Source organism: Salinicola sp. LHM, from assembly GCF_034479735.1.
In the GTDB taxonomy this organism is placed as follows: Bacteria; Pseudomonadota; Gammaproteobacteria; order Pseudomonadales; family Halomonadaceae; genus Salinicola; species Salinicola salarius.
In genome coordinates this window covers 299,965-316,209 of record NZ_CP140261.1, presented here as the reverse complement: position 1 = coordinate 316,209, position 16,245 = coordinate 299,965, and the positions used below count along the sequence as shown (strand labels likewise).

Below are 16,245 nucleotides of genomic sequence, written 5' to 3'. Positions count from 1 at the left end.
AGGCTAAAAATACAAAACGCAAAACGCCCGACAGGATTACTCCTGCCGGGCGTCGAACTCCCGCTGGTCACTTACAACGTGAGCAGCTTGTCCCCGCGGGCAATGCCCGAGACGCCGGTCCGTGCCACTTCCAGAATGCCGATCGGCGCCATCGCCTGGACGAAGGCGTCGAGCTTGCCGGCATCGCCGGTGATCTGCACGGTATAGACGCTCGGCGTGACGTCGACGACCTGCGCCCGGAAGATATCCGCTGTGCGCTTGACCTCGTCGCGGGCCGCGCCCAGCGCCTTGACCTTGACCAGCATCAGTTCGCGCTCGATGTGGTTGCCCTCGGTCAGATCGACCAGCTTGACCACATCGATCAGCTTGTTGAGGTGCTTGGTGATCTGCTCGATCACCCGATCATCGCCCACCGTGGTCACGGTCAGCCGCGACAGCGACGGATCTTCCGTCGGCGCCACGTTGAGGGTTTCGATGTTGAAGTTGCGCTGGGAGAACAGCCCCACCACGCGGGACAGAGCGCCCGGTTCGTTTTCCAGCAGAATCGAGATGATATGGCGCATCAGGTCCGCTCCGTCTTCGAAAGCAGCATGTCACGCATGGAGCCCAACGGCACCTGCATCGGATAGACGTGTTCGAATGGATCGACGTAGATATCGAGGAACACGAGCTCGTTGGTATCGGCGAAGGCACGCTCCAGCGCCGGGGCCAGCTCTTCGTGCGTCGTTACCTTGATTGCGGTGAAGCCGTAGGCCTCGATCAGCTTGGCGAAATCCGGCAGCGACTCCATGTAGGAGTGAGCGTGACGGGACTTGTAGTTCAAGTCCTGCCACTGGCGCACCATGCCCAGCGACTGGTTGTTGAGATTGACGATCTTGACGCCGACATCGAACTGCTTACAGGTCGACAGCTCCTGCATCATCATCTGGAAGCTGCCTTCACCGGTGAAGCAGACCACGTCGTCCTGCGGGTAGCTGAGCTTGACGCCCATCGCTGCCGGGAAGCCGAAGCCCATGGTGCCGAGACCGCCAGAGGTGATGAAACGGTTGGGCTTGGCGAACTTGTAGTACTGCGCCGCGAACATCTGATGCTGGCCCACGTCGGTGGTCACGAACGCCTCGCCGCGGGTGGCACGGTAGACCGCCTCGATCACCTCTTGCGGCTTGAGCGCTTCGCCCGGCTTCGAAGGTTCGTAGAGCCTGTTCTTGCGCTCGGCCCGCCAGCCATCGATGCTTTTCCACCATTCTCCCAGCGCCTCGGGATTGGCCGGCTCGCGATCCTGGACCAGGCTGATCATCTCGTTGATGACGCTGCCCGCTGCGCCGACGATCGGCACGTCGGCCCGCACGGTCTTGGAGATCGAGCTGGGATCGATGTCGACATGGACGATCTTGGCCGTAGGGCAGAACTTCGACGTGTTGTTGGTGACACGATCGTCGAAGCGCGCACCGATGGCGATGATCAGATCGGCGTGATGCATCGCCATGTTGGCTTCATAGCTGCCGTGCATCCCGAGCCAGCTCAGCGACTGGCGGTCCCCCTGCGGATAACCGCCGATGCCCATCAGCGTGGTAGTGATCGGGAAGTCGAGCCGCTGGACGAGGTCGGTCAACGCCTCCGAAGCCTGTCCGGTGACAATGCCGCCGCCGGTATAGAACACCGGACGGCGCGCCTTGAGCATCATGTCGACGGCCTTCTTGATCTGGCCGCTATGCCCGCGCGTCACCGGGTTGTAGGAACGAATCTTGACCTTCTTCGGGTAGACGTATTCGTAGCGCTCGGTGGGCGCGGTCATGTCCTTGGGAATATCCACCACCACCGGACCAGGACGGCCGGTCGATGCCAGATAGAACGCCTTTTTCAGGACTTCGGGAATCTCGCTGGGATGGCGGATCGAGAAGCTGTGCTTCACTACCGGCCGGGTGACACCGACGATATCGGTTTCCTGGAAGGCGTCTTCCCCGATCAGGTGACTGGCGACCTGACCGCATAGCACCACCATCGGAATCGAATCCATGTAGGCGGTGGCGATGCCAGTGACGGCATTGGTCGCGCCGGGGCCGGAGGTGACCAGCACCACGCCGGGCTTGCCGGAAGCGCGGGCGTAGCCATCGGCGGCGTGGGTCGCGGCCTGCTCGTGACGAACGAGAATGTGTTGAACGCTATCCTGGCGGAACAGGGCATCGTAGATGTGCAATGCCGCGCCGCCCGGATAGCCATAGATACGCTCGACGCCTTCGTCTTTCAGAAAGCGGGCGATCATATCGGCGCCGGAAAGTAATTCCACTGGTGAGTCTCCCCTGGAAGTTCGAGTGCCGCTTCGCGGTTCTGGGCACAAAACCGATCCGTGAACGATTGGCGCGATCCACGGAAACGAAGCTCAATCACGGCGGTACGCCGCTGTCGACCTGCGGTCGACGCCTGATGCCATATCCTGGCGTCCTGGGCCCGGGGTGGGGACCCGCACTCTGAGGAACCGTCCGCGCTTCGGCGCCGACAGCTCCAGACACGGCAGATCGCCGTATCGGGGTTGGCGGGAACAGGCGTTTGGCCCGCGCCCTTGGTTTCCCAGCAAAAGCCGAGAAACCTGTCCTTCGACAGGCGGGTAGAGGTCGCTCGGAACCTACCCTTCACGCAGCGGCCGGGGATCACCCGTAGTTTGGCTGCGCCCGCAATCAGGAATCGCCTAGATTCCACCAGCGCCCCGAGGCTGTCAACCTCCGGCGCCGACAACCTGGCGCCTGGCGAGGGGAATGTCCGCAATATATGCCCATGACGCCGACTAAAGTCGGTTCGCTTTTCGCAGCACCATCGAGACATCGCTGCTGTACTGAATCGAAGACCGTATCGAATCCCTGCCTTGCCGGCTCGGATATCGGTCGATGACTTGCAGGCAAAACCGACCCATGGGAGTAACGCGCATGTCCCCCATCGTGAAATGGTCCGCGTTCGTGGCCATGGCAGGCTTTCTGTTCGGCTTCGATACCGCCGTGATATCCGGAGCCGACAAACCCATCCAGGAGCTGTGGGGGCTGAGCGATCTCCAGCATGGACTGTTCATCATGTCGATGGCGCTGTGGGGCACCGTTCTCGGGGCGATCTTCGGCAACTGGCCGACCGATCGCCTGGGCCGCCGTACCACGCTCTTCATCATCGGCGTCCTCTACTTCGTTTCCGCCGTGGGTTCGGCGCTCGCCACCGACCCGTTCTGGTTTTCGTTCTTCCGCCTGATCGGTGGCTTCGGGGTGGGCATGTCCTCGGTCGCCGCGCCCGCCTACATCTCCGAGATCGCGCCCGCCGAACGGCGTGGCAATCTGGTCGCGCTCTACCAGTTCAACGTGGTGTTCGGGATCTTCATGGCCTATGTCTCCAACGCCATTCTAGGCAGCCTGCTCGGCGACGATGCCTGGCGCTGGATGGTCGGGATCGAGGCGATCCCTGCGCTGGTCTACACGTTGGCGCTGCTCAAGGTGCCGGAGAGCCCGCGCTGGCTGATCCTCAATCGTAACGACACCCGCGCCGCCGCCAAGGTACTGGACCAGATCGATCCGCATCGCGACAACCAGGCCCAGATCGAGGAGATCCAGGCGGCAGATCGCGAGGACAGCAAGGTGCATTCGCGATTCTTCTCGCGCCGCTATCGCCTCCCCATCGTGCTCGCCTTTCTGATCGCGTTCTTCAACCAGTTTACCGGCATCAACTTCGTGCTCTACTACGCGCCTCGTATCCTCGAGTCAGCCCAGTTGGGAGACAACGCCGCCCTGCTCTCGACGGCGGGGATCGGCCTGATCATGGTGATCTTCACCATGATCGGCATGGCGCTGATCGATCGTTTCGGCCGGCGCACGCTGATGGTTATCGGCTCGGTGGGTTACATCATCTCGCTGTCGATCATCTCCCACGCCTTCTTCACCGATAACCTGGGCGGCGCGCTGATTCCGCTGCAGCTATGCCTGTTCGTTGCCGCCCACGGTATCAGCCAGGGCACGGTGATCTGGGTCTTCATCTCGGAGATATTCCCCAACCGGGAGCGGGCTCGCGGGCAGTCGCTCGGCAGTTTCACCCACTGGTTCTTCGCCGCCGTCATCACCCTGGTCACGCCGTGGGTGCTGAGCGTGTTCAACGGCGGGCCGGTGTTCGCCTTCTTCGCCTTCATGATGGTGCTGCAGATCGTCTTCGTCGCGTTCCTGATGCCGGAGACCAAGGGCGTCTCGCTGGAAAAGCTGCAGCAGAAGCTATCGCCGAGAGGGGAGTCGCGAACATAAAAAAGCCCGTGACATCGAGCGCCACGGGCGGGAAGACGGTCAGGACGCGACCGTTTGTCTTGGAAAGACCGTTTCTCTTGGAAAGACCGTTTGTCTTGGAAAGACTACTTGTCTCGAAAAGACAGAACCGATCGGCCCGGCACACCGCCGGGCCGAGCCGTTACTTGTCGAAGGCCAGATGATCGCCCTCGGCGCGAACGCGGATGGTGTCGCCCGGCAGGAATCGGCCTGACAGCAGATCCTGCGCCAGCGGGTTCTCGATCCGGCTCTGGATCGCCCGCTTGAGCGGACGCGCGCCGAATACCGGATCGAAGCCGACCACCGCCAGTTGGGCCATCGCCTCGTCGCTGATAGCGAGCTTGAGATCGCGTTCGGCGAGACGGCTGCGCAGGCGGTCGAGCTGGATCGAGGCAATCGCCTGAATCTGCTCCTGACCCAGCGCATGGAACACCACGACCTCGTCGATACGGTTGATCAACTCGGGCCGGAAGTGGTTGCCCACCACCGTCATCACCGCGTCGCGCATGGCGGAGTAGTCGCTATCATCGCCGCCCATGCGCTGGATCACGTCGGAGCCCAGGTTGGACGTCATCACGATCACGGTATTGCGGAAATCCACCGTGCGCCCCTGGCCATCGGTCAGGCGGCCATCTTCCAGCACTTGCAGCAGGATGTTGAACACATCCGGATGCGCCTTCTCGACCTCGTCGAGCAGCAGTACCGAATAGGGCTTGCGACGGACGGCCTCGGTCAGATAACCGCCCTCCTCGTAACCGACATAGCCGGGAGGCGCGCCGATCAACCGGGCCACGGAGTGCTTCTCCATGAACTCGGACATGTCGATGCGCACCATCGACTCCTCGGTGTCGAACAGGAAATTGGCCAGCGACTTGCACAGCTCGGTCTTGCCCACGCCGGTCGGGCCGAGGAACAGAAACGATCCATTGGGCCGATTCGGGTCCGACAGCCCGGCACGGGAACGGCGTACCGCGTTGGCCACCGCCCTGACCGCTTCGTCCTGGCCGATGACCCGCTCGTGCAGCGCCTCTTCCATGCGCAGCAGCTTGTCGCGCTCGCCTTCGAGCATCTTGGCCACCGGAATCCCGGTCCAGCGCGAGACGACCTCGGCAATCTCCTCCTCGGTCACGTTGGAGCGCAACAGCTGGTGTTGCGTGGTATCGCTGGCGCTATCGCTGCTCTCGGTGATCTGCTGCTCGAGCCTGGGAATCACGCCGTACTGCAGTTCCGACATCCGCCCCAGGTCGCCCTGACGGCGGGCCGCTTCGAGGTCGATGCGCGCCTGCTCGAGATCGGCCTTGTACTGCGCCGCCCCCTGGATACTCGCTTTCTCGGCCTTCCACACCTCCTCGAGGTCGGCGTATTCGCGCTCGAGTTCGCCGATCTGGGTCTCGAGATTGTCGAGCCGCTTCTTGGACGCCTCGTCGGTCTCCTTCTTCAGCGCCTCGCGCTCCATCTTGAGCTGAATGAGGCGCCGGTCGAGCCGGTCCATCTCTTCCGGCTTGGAGTCGAGCTCCATGCGGATCCGCGACGCGGCTTCGTCGATCAGGTCGATCGCCTTGTCGGGCAGCTGACGATCGGTGATGTAGCGAGTCGACAGCTTGGCCGCGGCGATGATCGCCGAGTCGGTGATATCGACACCATGGTGAACCTCGTAGCGCTCCTTGAGGCCGCGCAGAATGGCGATGGTGTCCTCCTCGGACGGCTCGTCCACCAGCACCTTCTGGAACCGGCGCTCCAGCGCCGCATCCTTCTCGATGTACTGGCGATACTCGTCGAGCGTGGTCGCGCCGACGCAGTGCAACTCGCCCCGGGCCAGCGCCGGCTTGAGCATGTTGCCGGCATCCATCGCACCTTCGGCCTTGCCGGCACCGACCATGGTGTGCAGTTCGTCGATGAACAGAATGACGCGCCCTTCTTCCTTCGCCAGTTCGTTGAGCACCGATTTCAACCGTTCCTCGAACTCGCCACGGAACTTGGCGCCCGCCAGCAGCGAGCCCATGTCGAGCGATAGCACGCGCTTCTCTTTCAGCCCCTCGGGCACCTCGCCGTTGACGATGCGCTGCGCCAGCCCTTCGACGATGGCCGTCTTGCCCACGCCGGGCTCGCCGATCAGGACCGGGTTGTTCTTGGTGCGGCGCTGCAGCACCTGAATCGTGCGCCGGATCTCGTCGTCACGGCCGATCACCGGGTCGAGCTTGCCTTCGGTGGCCCGGGCGGTCAGGTCGAGGGTGTATTTCTCCAGCGCCTCGCGTTTCTCTTCGGCGTTGGCATCATCGACATTGGCGCCGCCGCGCAGCTCGCCGATCGCAGTCGCGAGACGCTTGCGATCCAGCCCCGCCTGGGTCAGCACCTTGGTGAGCCCGTTCTTCATGTCCAGCGCAGCAAGCAGCACCAGCTCAATGGCGATGTACTGATCGCCACGGGTCTGGGCTTCGCGATCGGCGAGGTTGAACAGCCGCGCCAGATCCTGGCTCATGCTGACGTTGCCATCGAACTGGCCGACCTCGGGGAGATTGCCGAGATAGCCGACCAGCCCTTCCCGCAATCGACTGACATCGCCACCGGCTTTTTGCACCAGCCCCTTGATGCCGCTGTCGCGCATGTCGAGCAACGCCATCAGCAGATGGCCGGGATCGAGCTGATTGTGTCCGCGTCCTACCGCCAGAGATTGCGCCTCGGCCAGCGCGTTTTGCAGCTTGGTTGTCATGCGATCCATACGCATATCGTCACCTCCAGAAGCCGGCGCAAGGGGTCTTGGCGGCTCGTCGTTTTTCATCGGTTGACTATAAGATGGCGGTATGTTTGGACTTTTCAAGCGAGTCGAATGAAGAATTCGCTGCGACAGGCTGTCGCAGAAGAATTGAATTCATGAAGCCGGCCACAGACGCGAAAAGTCGCTAGCGGTAGCAGGCTTGCGCCACCAGGCGGCGCCGGAAATCGCGGAGGGGATTCAGCGGTAGAAAGCTAAAGGCAAAAAGCCGACTGACGGTGGAAAGCTGACTGACGATGGAAAGTTGCGTTTAGAAAGCAAAGCGCTTATCAGCGCAGCCAGATCACGCTGGCCATTCGTCCGGTATGCCCATCATCGCGACGATGGGAGTAGAAACGGGATTCGCACGCCGTGCAGAAATGACCACCGCTGATCGAGAGAATCCCGAGACGCTCCAGACGCAAGCGCGCCAGACGATAAAGGTCCGCCATGTAATGGTTCAGGCGATAAGGGCTGCGCTCGAAAGCACTCTCGGCATCGGGCTGCATGGCGACGAAGGCCTCGAAGACTTCCGGCCCGACCTCGAACTGGGCGTTGGAGATTGCCGGCCCCATCCACACCATCAGCTCTTCGGGGTCGACGCCCAGCGCGGCCACGCTGGCTTCCAGCACACCACCAGCGAGACCGCGCCACCCGGCATGAGCCAAGCCGACACGCGTTCCCTGCCGGTCGCAGAAAAAAACCGGCAGACAGTCCGCGGTGAGAATGACGCAGGCATGGCGACGGTCGAACGCCACCGAGGCGTCCGCTTGCGGCGGCTGCCGGCGATAACGCGACTGGTAGTGCTGGACGACGCGGGCGCCATGCACCTGATCGAGCCATAGCAGCGGCCGCTGGTCGCCGATCTCGGTCACCAGCCGATCCCGACAGCGAACCACGGTATCGGGATCGTCGCCAACGTGAGCCGCCGGATTGAATGCCGCGAAATCACCCTGGCTGGGGCCGGTCTCGCGCGTGGTGACGAAGGCCCTGACCGTGCTCGGCGCGGGCCAGTCGGGCAGCAGCAGGGTCGGCGCGTCTACCGACGATGTCTCGGGTTCGTTCGCCAGTATCGACGAATCATGTTCGGAACTCATCAATCGGACTCCTGATCCTCGCGCAGCGCGTCCAGCAGTAGAAACATGTCGTCCGGCAACGGCGCCTTGCACTCGACCGGCGCCCCGCTGACCGGATGATCGAAGCGCAGCTTGTGCGCATGCAGCGCCTGGCGCGGAAATTCCCTCAGCAGCGTCTTCAGTGACTCGCCGGCACCGGCCGGCATTTTCAGCCGCCCGCCATACACCGGATCACCGACCAGCGGATAGCGAACGTGCGCCAGATGCACGCGGATCTGATGCGTCCGCCCGGTTTCGAGCCGGCAGCGGACATGGGTATGGGCACGAAAGCGCTCGTTGACCCGATAGTGCGTGACCGCCGGCTTGCCCGAAGCCGTGACCGCCTGGCGCTGGCGGTCCTTGGGGTGGCGGCCGATCGGTGCGTCCACCTTGCCGCCCGCGGTCATCGCGCCGACCACGATGGCATCGTATTCCCGCGAGACGGTTCGTGCCTGCAACTGAGCCACCAGAGCCGTCTGCGCCGTCAGCGTCTTCGCCACCATCATCAGGCCGGTGGTGTCCTTGTCGAGCCGGTGGACGATCCCCGCCCGGGGGATCGCCGCCAGCGGCGCATGGTGGTACAGCAGTGCGTTGAGCAGCGTGCCATCGGGGTTGCCGGCAGCGGGATGCACCACCAGGCCGGCGGGCTTGTCGATGACCATGACATCGTCATCCTCGAAGACGATGGACAGCGGAATCGCCTGAGGCTCCCACCGGACTTCCTCCTCGAGCCGGGTATCGAGCGCTAGCCGCTCGCCACCGACCACCTTATCCTTGGGTCGGGCCTTTTGCCCATCGAGTGTCAATTCACCCTGCTGAATCCACCCCTTGAGGCGTTCTCGCGAGAATTCGGGGAACATTTCGGCTGCGGTCTGGTCAAGACGTCGCCCGGCCAAATGCTCGGGTATGCGCTCGTCACGCTTCAAGATATCGGCCATACGTGGGGATCGATTCCGTTTCGCCGGTACGTTTCGCCGGTACGTTTCGTCGGCGCGTTTCGTCGGTGCGTTTCGCCGGCACGAGGGTTTGCTTTATAGTGAGCCGGGTTCGGCGGATTCTAGCACGGCCGCCAAGGAATGGTTGATACGAGGATAATGATGCGATTTTCTGCGCGATGTTCTGCTCTGGCCGCCATGTTGCTGGCAGGCGCCCTGCTCGCTGGCTGCGCCAGCAACGAGCCGGCCCCCGACCTGCAGGAGCAGGAACTGTACCAGCAAGCCCAGAGTTCCCTCGACGCCGGCCGTTACAGCACCGCCGTGACCCAGCTGGAGGCTCTGGATACCCGTTTCCCGTTCGGTCGCTATGCCGAGCAGGCCCAGCTGGAACTGATCTACGCCTATTACGAAGTCGAGGACTGGGAGAAGACCCGGGCCGCTGCCAGCCGGTTCATCCGCCTTCATCCCGATCATCCGCAGGTCGACTACGCCTACTACATGCGCGGCCTCGGTGCCTATCAGGCGGGGCGCTTCAGCCTCGAAAGCCTGGAGCTGATCGATATCTCCAAGCGTGACCTGGGCGCGTCCCGCGATGCCTATGTCGACTTCGGCGAACTGGTACGCCGCTTCCCCGACAGCGCCTACGCGCCGGATGCCCGTCAGCGCATCATCTATCTGCGCAACGTCATGGCACGTCACGAGTTGCAGGTTGCCGACTTCTATCTGCGCAAGGGCGCCTACGTCGCGGCCGTCGAACGCGGCCGCTGGGTCATCGAGCATTATCCGAAAGCCGAAGCCACCCGCGATGCCCTGGCGGTCATGGTCGAGGGCTATCTCGGCCTGAACATGCGGGATCGCGCGCAGACCGTACTCCAGACGCTGATCGAGAACGATCCCGACAACAGCCAACTCGACGGCGACACCTTCGTGCCCAAGCACATCGATGTCGACCCGCCGCTGGCGCTCAAGGGCTGAAGCCGCGAGCCGCGAGCCGCGAGCCGCGAGCCGCGAGCCGCGAGCCGCGAGCCGCGAGCCGCGAGCCGCGAGCCGCGAGCCGCGAGCCGCGAGCCGCGAGCCGCGAGCCGCGAGCCGCGAGCCGCGAGCCGCGAGCCGCGAAAGTCAGCATGGGCTTGTAGCGAAGAAAAGGGCCAGCGACGTCAGTCGCTGGCCCTTTTCGTAGCCCGTAGCCCGTAGCCCGTAGCCCGTAGCCCGTAGCCCGTAGCCCGTAGCCCGTAGCTAGTTTCCCGGCTTCCAGCCGTTGACGATGGGGTAGCGCCGGTCGCGTCCGAAGCCTCTGAGCGTCACCCGCACGCCTACCGGCGCCTGCCGTCGCTTGTACTCGCTGCGATCGACCAGTTTGACCACCTGGTAGACGTCGTCGCGCTCGAATCCCGCCTCGATGATCGCCTCGGCGCTCATGTCGCCTTCGATGTAGCGTTCGAGAATTGCATCCAGCACGTCGTAACCGGGCAACGAGTCGCTGTCCTGCTGATCCGGCGCCAGCTCGGCGGAGGGCGGACGCGTGATCACCCGCTCGGGGATCGCCGGCTCCTGGGCATTGCGCCAGTTGGCCAGGCGATAGACCCAGGTCTTGTAGACATCCTTGAGCGCGTTGTAGCCACCGACCATGTCGCCGTAGAGCGTGGCATAGCCCACCGCCATCTCGCTCTTGTTGCCGGTGGTCTGGACCATCAGCCCCTTCTTGTTGGAAATCGCCATCAGCAGCACGCCGCGCACGCGAGACTGCAGGTTCTCCTCCGTGGTATCGGCCGCTAGCCCCGTAAAGCTTTCCGCCAGCGTGGCCGTGAAGGCTTCGACCATCGGCGCGATCGGCATCACCTCGTAGCCGACACCGAGCATCTTCGCCTGTTCGGCCGCGTCGGCCTGGGAGATTTCGGCGGTGTAGTGGTACGGCATCATCACCGCATGAACCCGATCCGGCCCCAGCGCATCGACCGCAATGGCCAGCGACAGCGACGAATCGATACCGCCGGAAAGCCCCATCACCACGCCCTTGAAGCCGCTCTTGTTGACGTAGTCGCGAAGCCCGGTCACCAGCGCGCAGTAGAGGTTTTCCTCGGCCCCGAGCAGCGGCTCGCGCTCCCCCGCCTGGGGAATCCAGCTGCCGCCCTCCCGGGTGAACCGTACCGGCATCAGCCCGACCTGCCAGAATGGCGCGCGCACGGCGACGTCACCGGCAGCGTCCAGCACCAGCGAACCGCCGTCGAACACCAGTTCGTCCTGACCGCCTATGGCATTGACGTACACCAGCGGCCTGTCGACTTCCCGTGCGCGCTCGGCAAACAGACGCTCGCGCTCGGCGGGCTTGTCGAGATGGAACGGCGATGCGTTGAGCGTCACCAGGATGTCGGCACCGGCCTCGGCGGACTGACGCACCGGCGCGCCATCCCAGAGATCCTCGCAGATCAGGATGCCGAGTCTGGCACCCCGGTGTTCGATCACCAGCGGCTCGTTTCCGGGTTCGAAATAACGATCTTCGTCGAAAACCTGATAGTTGGGCAGCGCCTGCTTGGCATACTCGCCGCGCCACTGACCACCCAGCAATACGCCGGCCAGATTGCGGCGCACGCCCTGGCGCATGCCCGGATAGCCGATGATGACCAGCGTCTCCGGCGCGATCCTGTCGATCTTGCGGGCCATCTCCGCCAGCGCCTCCTGCAGGCGCGACTCCATCGCCTCGCGCAGCAGTAGATCCTCCGGCGGATAGCCGGTCAGAAACAGTTCGCTGAACACGACCACGTCCGCGCCATGCTCGAGCCGCGCTTCGCGCACCGCCTCGATGGCCGCCGCGGTATTGCCGGCGATATCGCCCACCAGCGGGTCCAGCTGCGCCATCACCAGGGTCAGATCTTGCATCGGTCTACATTTCTCCAAACAGATGGGATTCTCGATATCGAAGACGTCTCCCGATCGAGAGCCCTCCGACGAGTGACGGCGCGCCTGGCGCTCGGATCGCTATCGAACAGAAAACCGTTGCCACGACAGCGCTTTCCGCCATTTTCGCGCATGCCATCCACGGAGGCAAAACCCGCCCATGCTCAACGAACCGACACATCGGAGCCGAGGAGGCGCGAGCCGGGCAGATAGGGGGAAGGGTCGACGATGGGCTCGCAGCCGATCAACTGATCGACCAGCAGCCGCGTGGCAGCCGGTGCCAGAACCAGCCCATTGCGATAGTGGCCGGCGTTGACGTGAAGCCCCTCGAACGTTGGCACTGTACCGATCATCGGCACTCCGTCCGGCGAACCCGGCCGCAGCCCCGCCCAATGGTGCTCCACCGGACACTCGGCCAGCGCGGGCACGATGGAGAGCGCGCTGGCATGCAGCGAGTCGCGGGCCTCACGGGTCGTCTGCTTGTCGAAGCCGACCTCCTCCAGCGTCGAGCCCGCCAGCACCCGGCCATCACCGCGGGGAATGACATAACGCCCATCCTTGAGAACGACCCGCTCGACCAGCCCCGGCGGCGCCTTGAACAGAATCATCTGCCCTTTGACCGGCCGAACCGGCAGTTCGATGCCGATACTTGCCAGCAACCCTTGCGACCAGGCACCGGCGCAGACGACGGTCTGGCCCGCCCGGATCGCACCCTGCGACGTCGCCACGCCGCGAATGGCCGCCCCTTCACGAATCAGCGCCGAGACCTCGCACTGCTCGTGCAGGCCCACCCCCGGCATCTGCAACAGACGCGCACGCAGCGCCTGGCCCAGCCGCGGGTTGCGAATGCTGCCGAGCGTCGGCATCCATAATGCACTATCGAAGCCCGGCGCGGCGTTGGGCTCCTTGGCGTAGAGCGTGTCAGCGTCGATGCGGTTCAGCGGCTTGGCCACCTCCCGCGCCCAGGCGAGCGCGACATCGACATCCTCGACCCGCAGATAGAGCAGACCTTTCTGGCGATATTCGGGATCGATGCCGGTTTCCTCGAGCAGCCGGCCGGCCAGCTCCGGATAGCGCCCTTCGGACCAGCTCGACAACGCCGAGATCGCTTTCGAGTAACGCCACGGATAGAGTGGCGAGACGATACCACCACCCGCCCAGGAGGCCTCCCTACCGCACTGGCCACGCTCGACCAGCGCCACCGAATGACCCGCATCCGCCAACTGCAGCGCCGTCATCATGCCGATGACCCCGCCGCCCACGATCAAGAAATCCTGCATGCTGTCGATATCCTGACAAAAGGGCGATTCTATCACTTGCTCAGACCCCGGACGCCGCAATGGACTCTCGCGCGACACCTTCACAATCGCCTGCTGGCCGTTACGAAAAGCGGACGCGACAAGCAGGTTTTACGCTGATCGAGTTGCTGATCGTTCTTGTCGTGCTCACGATCCTCGTCACGATGGTCACGCCAAGTATCCAGAGGTTGATGGCACAGCAGCGCGTCTCGACCGAAGTTCTGCGCTTGCGCAATGCCCTGCAGTTGGCGAGAAGCCTTGCCATCACACGACATACGACCATGACGATATGCCCCAGTCATGACCGCCAGGTTTGCACCCCCGAAGACTGGACGGCACCCCTGATGATCGTGCAGGGCCCCGCCGATGACGACACGCTGGAGGACGAAATCGTTCTCCGGGAGCTGAGCGCCAGCCAGGTCGTTTCCGTCACCTACCGGAACGATGGGCGCCTCGTGCGCTTCAAGCCGATGGGCTGGTCGACAGGCCATAACGGTACTTTCGAGATCTGTGGCCGATATGGCGAAGGGGCTCAGGTGGTTTTGAGCAATCTGGGAAGAATACGAACATCCGGAGAGACACCGCCCGACTGCTGATCAGGCTCTGTACGAAATTGCCTGCGCTCGGCCATACGGCGGTAAAATCAGCTCACTGAACCGCATTCAGAACGTCCGAAGGGCGAGCGGAGCGAGTAGTGCACTCATTTACAGCCAGGTGAAAGAGATCCCTCCCGTCCCCCCGGCACTCTCACCATTGGTGCCTACGGTCGATTCCATCAGCGCCTCGTCGTAATGGATGCTCGCGCCGCCGGACACCTCGACACGCCTGCCTTTCACGGCGCCATACAACCCCCCGCTGCCAGCGACGTTCACGGTGCTGTACGGCGCAAAAATGGTGCCCTTGAATGCAGAGCTTCCGGTGATATTGACGCCGGCATTCCAGGCGGGGGCATCACCATCGTCAAAAGTCGAGTAGAGGGACAGGATCGGGTTGCCCTCTTCATCGGTCGGGCTGTCGGAGGCAACATCCAGGCCACTGGACAGACTAAAACGCTCATCGGTAACTATTTTCAATGAACTGCCTTCGGCAACGCTGAACGTGGCGCCGCCTCCGATGTTGATATCGCCCTTGACGTAGAGCGTCATGTCGCCACCGTCCACGACGAAATTGGCGCTGCCGCCCAGCGAAAAACTATCCAGCACCAGTACGTTGGTGGGCTCGGGAAACACGCCGTCGATCATGACATCACGCGTGACCTGATAGCGCTCGGGGTTGGGTACGCTGTTATTGTTACTGTCCGCAGGTACCTGTATCCCGTACGGCGTCAATTTATAGGTCCGATTGCCGCCACCGATCGATAGGCTACCCGACGAGGCAGAGGCATAAGGTGTCAGCGCATCGCTCAAATCACCGATCGTCGCGCCATCGGATGTGATAAAGGAATCGCAGCTCGATGTCGCCACCTTGCCCACGTTGGGTGACCAGCGATTAATGCTTCCGCCCACCTGCTCCTCTACATCGCGATTGGTCGTGGTGCGTACGACTGGCGCGGTGGCATTGCCTTCGATACTTGACCCCCAATTACCGGTCACGATTTCCGTGTTCGCTTCGGCATTACCTGCGATGGTACCGCTGCCGGTCAGACGTATCGCCTGATTTGACGCGACATTGCCTCGAATATCCGCCCCACCATTACTAATTACGATGTCTCCATTCGCCTTCAGATTACCGTAGATAGTGCCAGAATTGCCGACTTCGATTCCCCCCGACGACACAACATCTCCATAAATCGGCTGCCCCGTACTCAGGACAATATCGCCTCCCGGAGCATTGGATTGGATTTTCGCGTTACTACGCCCCTGATTCTCACCACCGTAGCTTCCTTCACGAGAATCATAACTATCTATAGCACCACCGCCTGATACATTGACACCCTCACAGCCCAGCAACACCGAACCATATGCACCACCAGACGTACCGCCATCCACCTCAATAATCAATGGCTGGCCCACGAACGGCTTCGAGCCTCGTGATATGGCACTCCAGGCAACGATATAGTTGCCCGCTTTTCTGTCCTGAAACTCCTCGCCCTTGGGCACTTCGATATAGCAGGCGGCTGCGGTCATATCATCAGCAGCCTCGATCAGACAGCTCTTGCCGCCGTCATTCTCGGTCTTCGCGGCGAAACTTTGAAAGCCGTCCTGATCCATGTCGATATTGCTGGGCAAGGTAATGGCGGAGGCACCAGCGCGCACTTCGGAAGCCAGTGACATGGCGGTACGTTCCGTGAACAGAGCCGTTCTGGTGGATAGTTTATAGTTGCCGGCCATTTTCTCGTCGATCTGCGACGACTGCATGCTAGCCAGGCCAATCATGGTCGATATCGCTACGATGCCAAGCACCACGATCAAGGCAGCGCCACCTTGTCTCTTCATGGCAAGCCTTCCATATCCCTTCTGCATATCTACAAGGCTCCCATGGACTGATTGCGATTCATGACGACAAGGGTGATCTCCTTGTTGTTCTCGAACGTGATGGTGACTGGACACAACTCGTTCGCCGCGGTTTCGCACTTGTCTTTCGGCACGTTCAGGTGAGAGAAACCATTGAGAACGGGCTGCCCGTCGACATAAAGACTCAGCCCATCCTCGCTATCGGGGTCACCGCTCCAGCGATAGGTTCTTTCGTCACCGTCTCCCAGTGTCAGGATGACGACTTCGCCTTCATCGTCATTCTCGATCGTCACGTCGATCGCACGGCGAATATCTCCGATCAGGCTATCCGCCAAATAGGACAGGACGGCCTGGCGCTGACTTAGCCGCTGCGTTGCCTGCTGATTCTGTATGCCGATCATGAAGAGCCTTTCGGCCCCCAGCGCTATCAGCAGCCCGATCGCCATGGCGATCAGCAACTCGACCAGGCCAAATCCACGGTGGCGGGCCGGATAGCGCTCGGCGTCCACGTTCC

The 16,245-nt window shown here is 62.5% G+C and carries 12 protein-coding genes; 3 read left to right on the top strand and 9 right to left on the bottom strand.

What is annotated here, in order from left to right; translation table 11 throughout:
* Positions 1–71: 71 nt before the first annotated feature.
* On the bottom strand, positions 72–563 hold the full coding sequence (gene ilvN / locus R5R73_RS01555) for an acetolactate synthase small subunit (RefSeq protein ID WP_075561369.1): 492 nt from the start codon (positions 561–563) through the stop codon (positions 72–74).
* The gene (locus R5R73_RS01550; RefSeq protein ID WP_322528588.1) at positions 563–2,287 is read right to left on the bottom strand and encodes an acetolactate synthase 3 large subunit; all 1,725 of its coding nucleotides are present in this window, start codon (positions 2,285–2,287) and stop codon (positions 563–565) included. Before R5R73_RS01550 ends, ilvN begins: the two co-directional genes overlap by 1 nt.
* A gap of 634 nt (positions 2,288–2,921) precedes the next feature.
* On the opposite strand from R5R73_RS01550, the gene R5R73_RS01545 reads away from it, so the two are divergent.
* The gene (locus R5R73_RS01545) at positions 2,922–4,265 is read left to right on the top strand and encodes a sugar porter family MFS transporter (protein WP_322528587.1); all 1,344 of its coding nucleotides are present in this window, start codon (positions 2,922–2,924) and stop codon (positions 4,263–4,265) included.
* A gap of 160 nt (positions 4,266–4,425) precedes the next feature.
* On the opposite strand, the gene clpB is transcribed toward R5R73_RS01545, so the two are convergent.
* From clpB to rluD, 3 genes are all read right to left on the bottom strand, one after another.
* Positions 4,426–7,008 carry an ATP-dependent chaperone ClpB gene (gene clpB / locus R5R73_RS01540; protein WP_322528586.1) on the bottom strand — a complete coding sequence of 861 codons (2,583 nt, stop codon included), beginning with the start codon at positions 7,006–7,008 and terminating at the stop codon, positions 4,426–4,428.
* A 317-nt stretch (positions 7,009–7,325) separates the two neighbouring features.
* Positions 7,326–8,132, bottom strand: a complete 807-nt coding sequence (gene pgeF, locus R5R73_RS01535) for a peptidoglycan editing factor PgeF (protein ID WP_322528585.1) — start codon at positions 8,130–8,132, stop codon at positions 7,326–7,328.
* Positions 8,132–9,088 carry a 23S rRNA pseudouridine(1911/1915/1917) synthase RluD gene (gene rluD, locus R5R73_RS01530; protein ID WP_322528584.1) on the bottom strand — a complete coding sequence of 319 codons (957 nt, stop codon included), beginning with the start codon at positions 9,086–9,088 and terminating at the stop codon, positions 8,132–8,134. The genes pgeF and rluD overlap by 1 nt, the downstream gene beginning before the upstream one ends.
* A 159-nt stretch (positions 9,089–9,247) precedes the next feature.
* On the opposite strand from rluD, the gene R5R73_RS01525 reads away from it, so the two are divergent.
* On the top strand, positions 9,248–10,060 hold the full coding sequence (locus R5R73_RS01525; RefSeq protein ID WP_322529549.1) for an outer membrane protein assembly factor BamD: 813 nt from the start codon (positions 9,248–9,250) through the stop codon (positions 10,058–10,060).
* A gap of 261 nt (positions 10,061–10,321) precedes the next feature.
* Here R5R73_RS01525 and R5R73_RS01520 read toward each other — a convergent pair whose 3' ends face one another.
* Entirely contained in the window at positions 10,322–11,962 is a 1,641-nt protein-coding gene (locus tag R5R73_RS01520) for an NAD+ synthase (RefSeq protein ID WP_322528583.1), read from the bottom strand.
* Positions 11,963–12,144: 182 nt separating this feature from the next.
* Complete coding sequence (gene thiO, locus R5R73_RS01515) at positions 12,145–13,260, bottom strand: glycine oxidase ThiO (protein WP_110635285.1); 1,116 nt, start codon at positions 13,258–13,260, stop codon at positions 12,145–12,147.
* Between the two features lie 59 nt (positions 13,261–13,319).
* On the opposite strand from thiO, the gene R5R73_RS01510 reads away from it, so the two are divergent.
* Positions 13,320–13,874: a GspH/FimT family pseudopilin gene (locus tag R5R73_RS01510; protein ID WP_322528582.1), complete on the top strand. Its 555-nt coding sequence runs from the start codon at positions 13,320–13,322 to the stop codon at positions 13,872–13,874.
* A 108-nt stretch (positions 13,875–13,982) separates the two neighbouring features.
* Here R5R73_RS01510 and R5R73_RS01505 read toward each other — a convergent pair whose 3' ends face one another.
* Entirely contained in the window at positions 13,983–15,713 is a 1,731-nt protein-coding gene (locus R5R73_RS01505; protein WP_322528581.1) for a PilX N-terminal domain-containing pilus assembly protein, read from the bottom strand.
* A 29-nt stretch (positions 15,714–15,742) separates the two neighbouring features.
* Positions 15,743–16,240 carry a PulJ/GspJ family protein gene (locus tag R5R73_RS01500; RefSeq protein ID WP_322528580.1) on the bottom strand — a complete coding sequence of 166 codons (498 nt, stop codon included), beginning with the start codon at positions 16,238–16,240 and terminating at the stop codon, positions 15,743–15,745.
* Positions 16,241–16,245 lie beyond the last annotated feature (5 nt).

Excerpts from the sequence above, each read along its gene's own strand:
- R5R73_RS01545 (WP_322528587.1), top strand. The coding sequence starts at position 2,922 with ATGTCCCCCATCGTGAAATGGTCCGCGTTCGTGGCCATGGCAGGCTTT.
- clpB (WP_322528586.1), bottom strand. The coding sequence starts at position 7,008 with ATGCGTATGGATCGCATGACAACCAAGCTGCAAAACGCGCTGGCCGAG.
- thiO (WP_110635285.1), bottom strand. The coding sequence starts at position 13,260 with ATGCAGGATTTCTTGATCGTGGGCGGCGGGGTCATCGGCATGATGACG.
- R5R73_RS01505 (WP_322528581.1), bottom strand. The coding sequence starts at position 15,713 with ATGAAGAGACAAGGTGGCGCTGCCTTGATCGTGGTGCTTGGCATCGTA.
- rluD (WP_322528584.1), bottom strand. The coding sequence starts at position 9,088 with ATGGCCGATATCTTGAAGCGTGACGAGCGCATACCCGAGCATTTGGCC.
- R5R73_RS01510 (WP_322528582.1), top strand. The coding sequence starts at position 13,320 with ATGGACTCTCGCGCGACACCTTCACAATCGCCTGCTGGCCGTTACGAA.
- ilvN (WP_075561369.1), bottom strand. The coding sequence starts at position 563 with ATGCGCCATATCATCTCGATTCTGCTGGAAAACGAACCGGGCGCTCTG.
- pgeF (WP_322528585.1), bottom strand. The coding sequence starts at position 8,132 with ATGAGTTCCGAACATGATTCGTCGATACTGGCGAACGAACCCGAGACA.
- R5R73_RS01525 (WP_322529549.1), top strand. The coding sequence starts at position 9,248 with ATGCGATTTTCTGCGCGATGTTCTGCTCTGGCCGCCATGTTGCTGGCA.
- R5R73_RS01520 (WP_322528583.1), bottom strand. The coding sequence starts at position 11,962 with ATGCAAGATCTGACCCTGGTGATGGCGCAGCTGGACCCGCTGGTGGGC.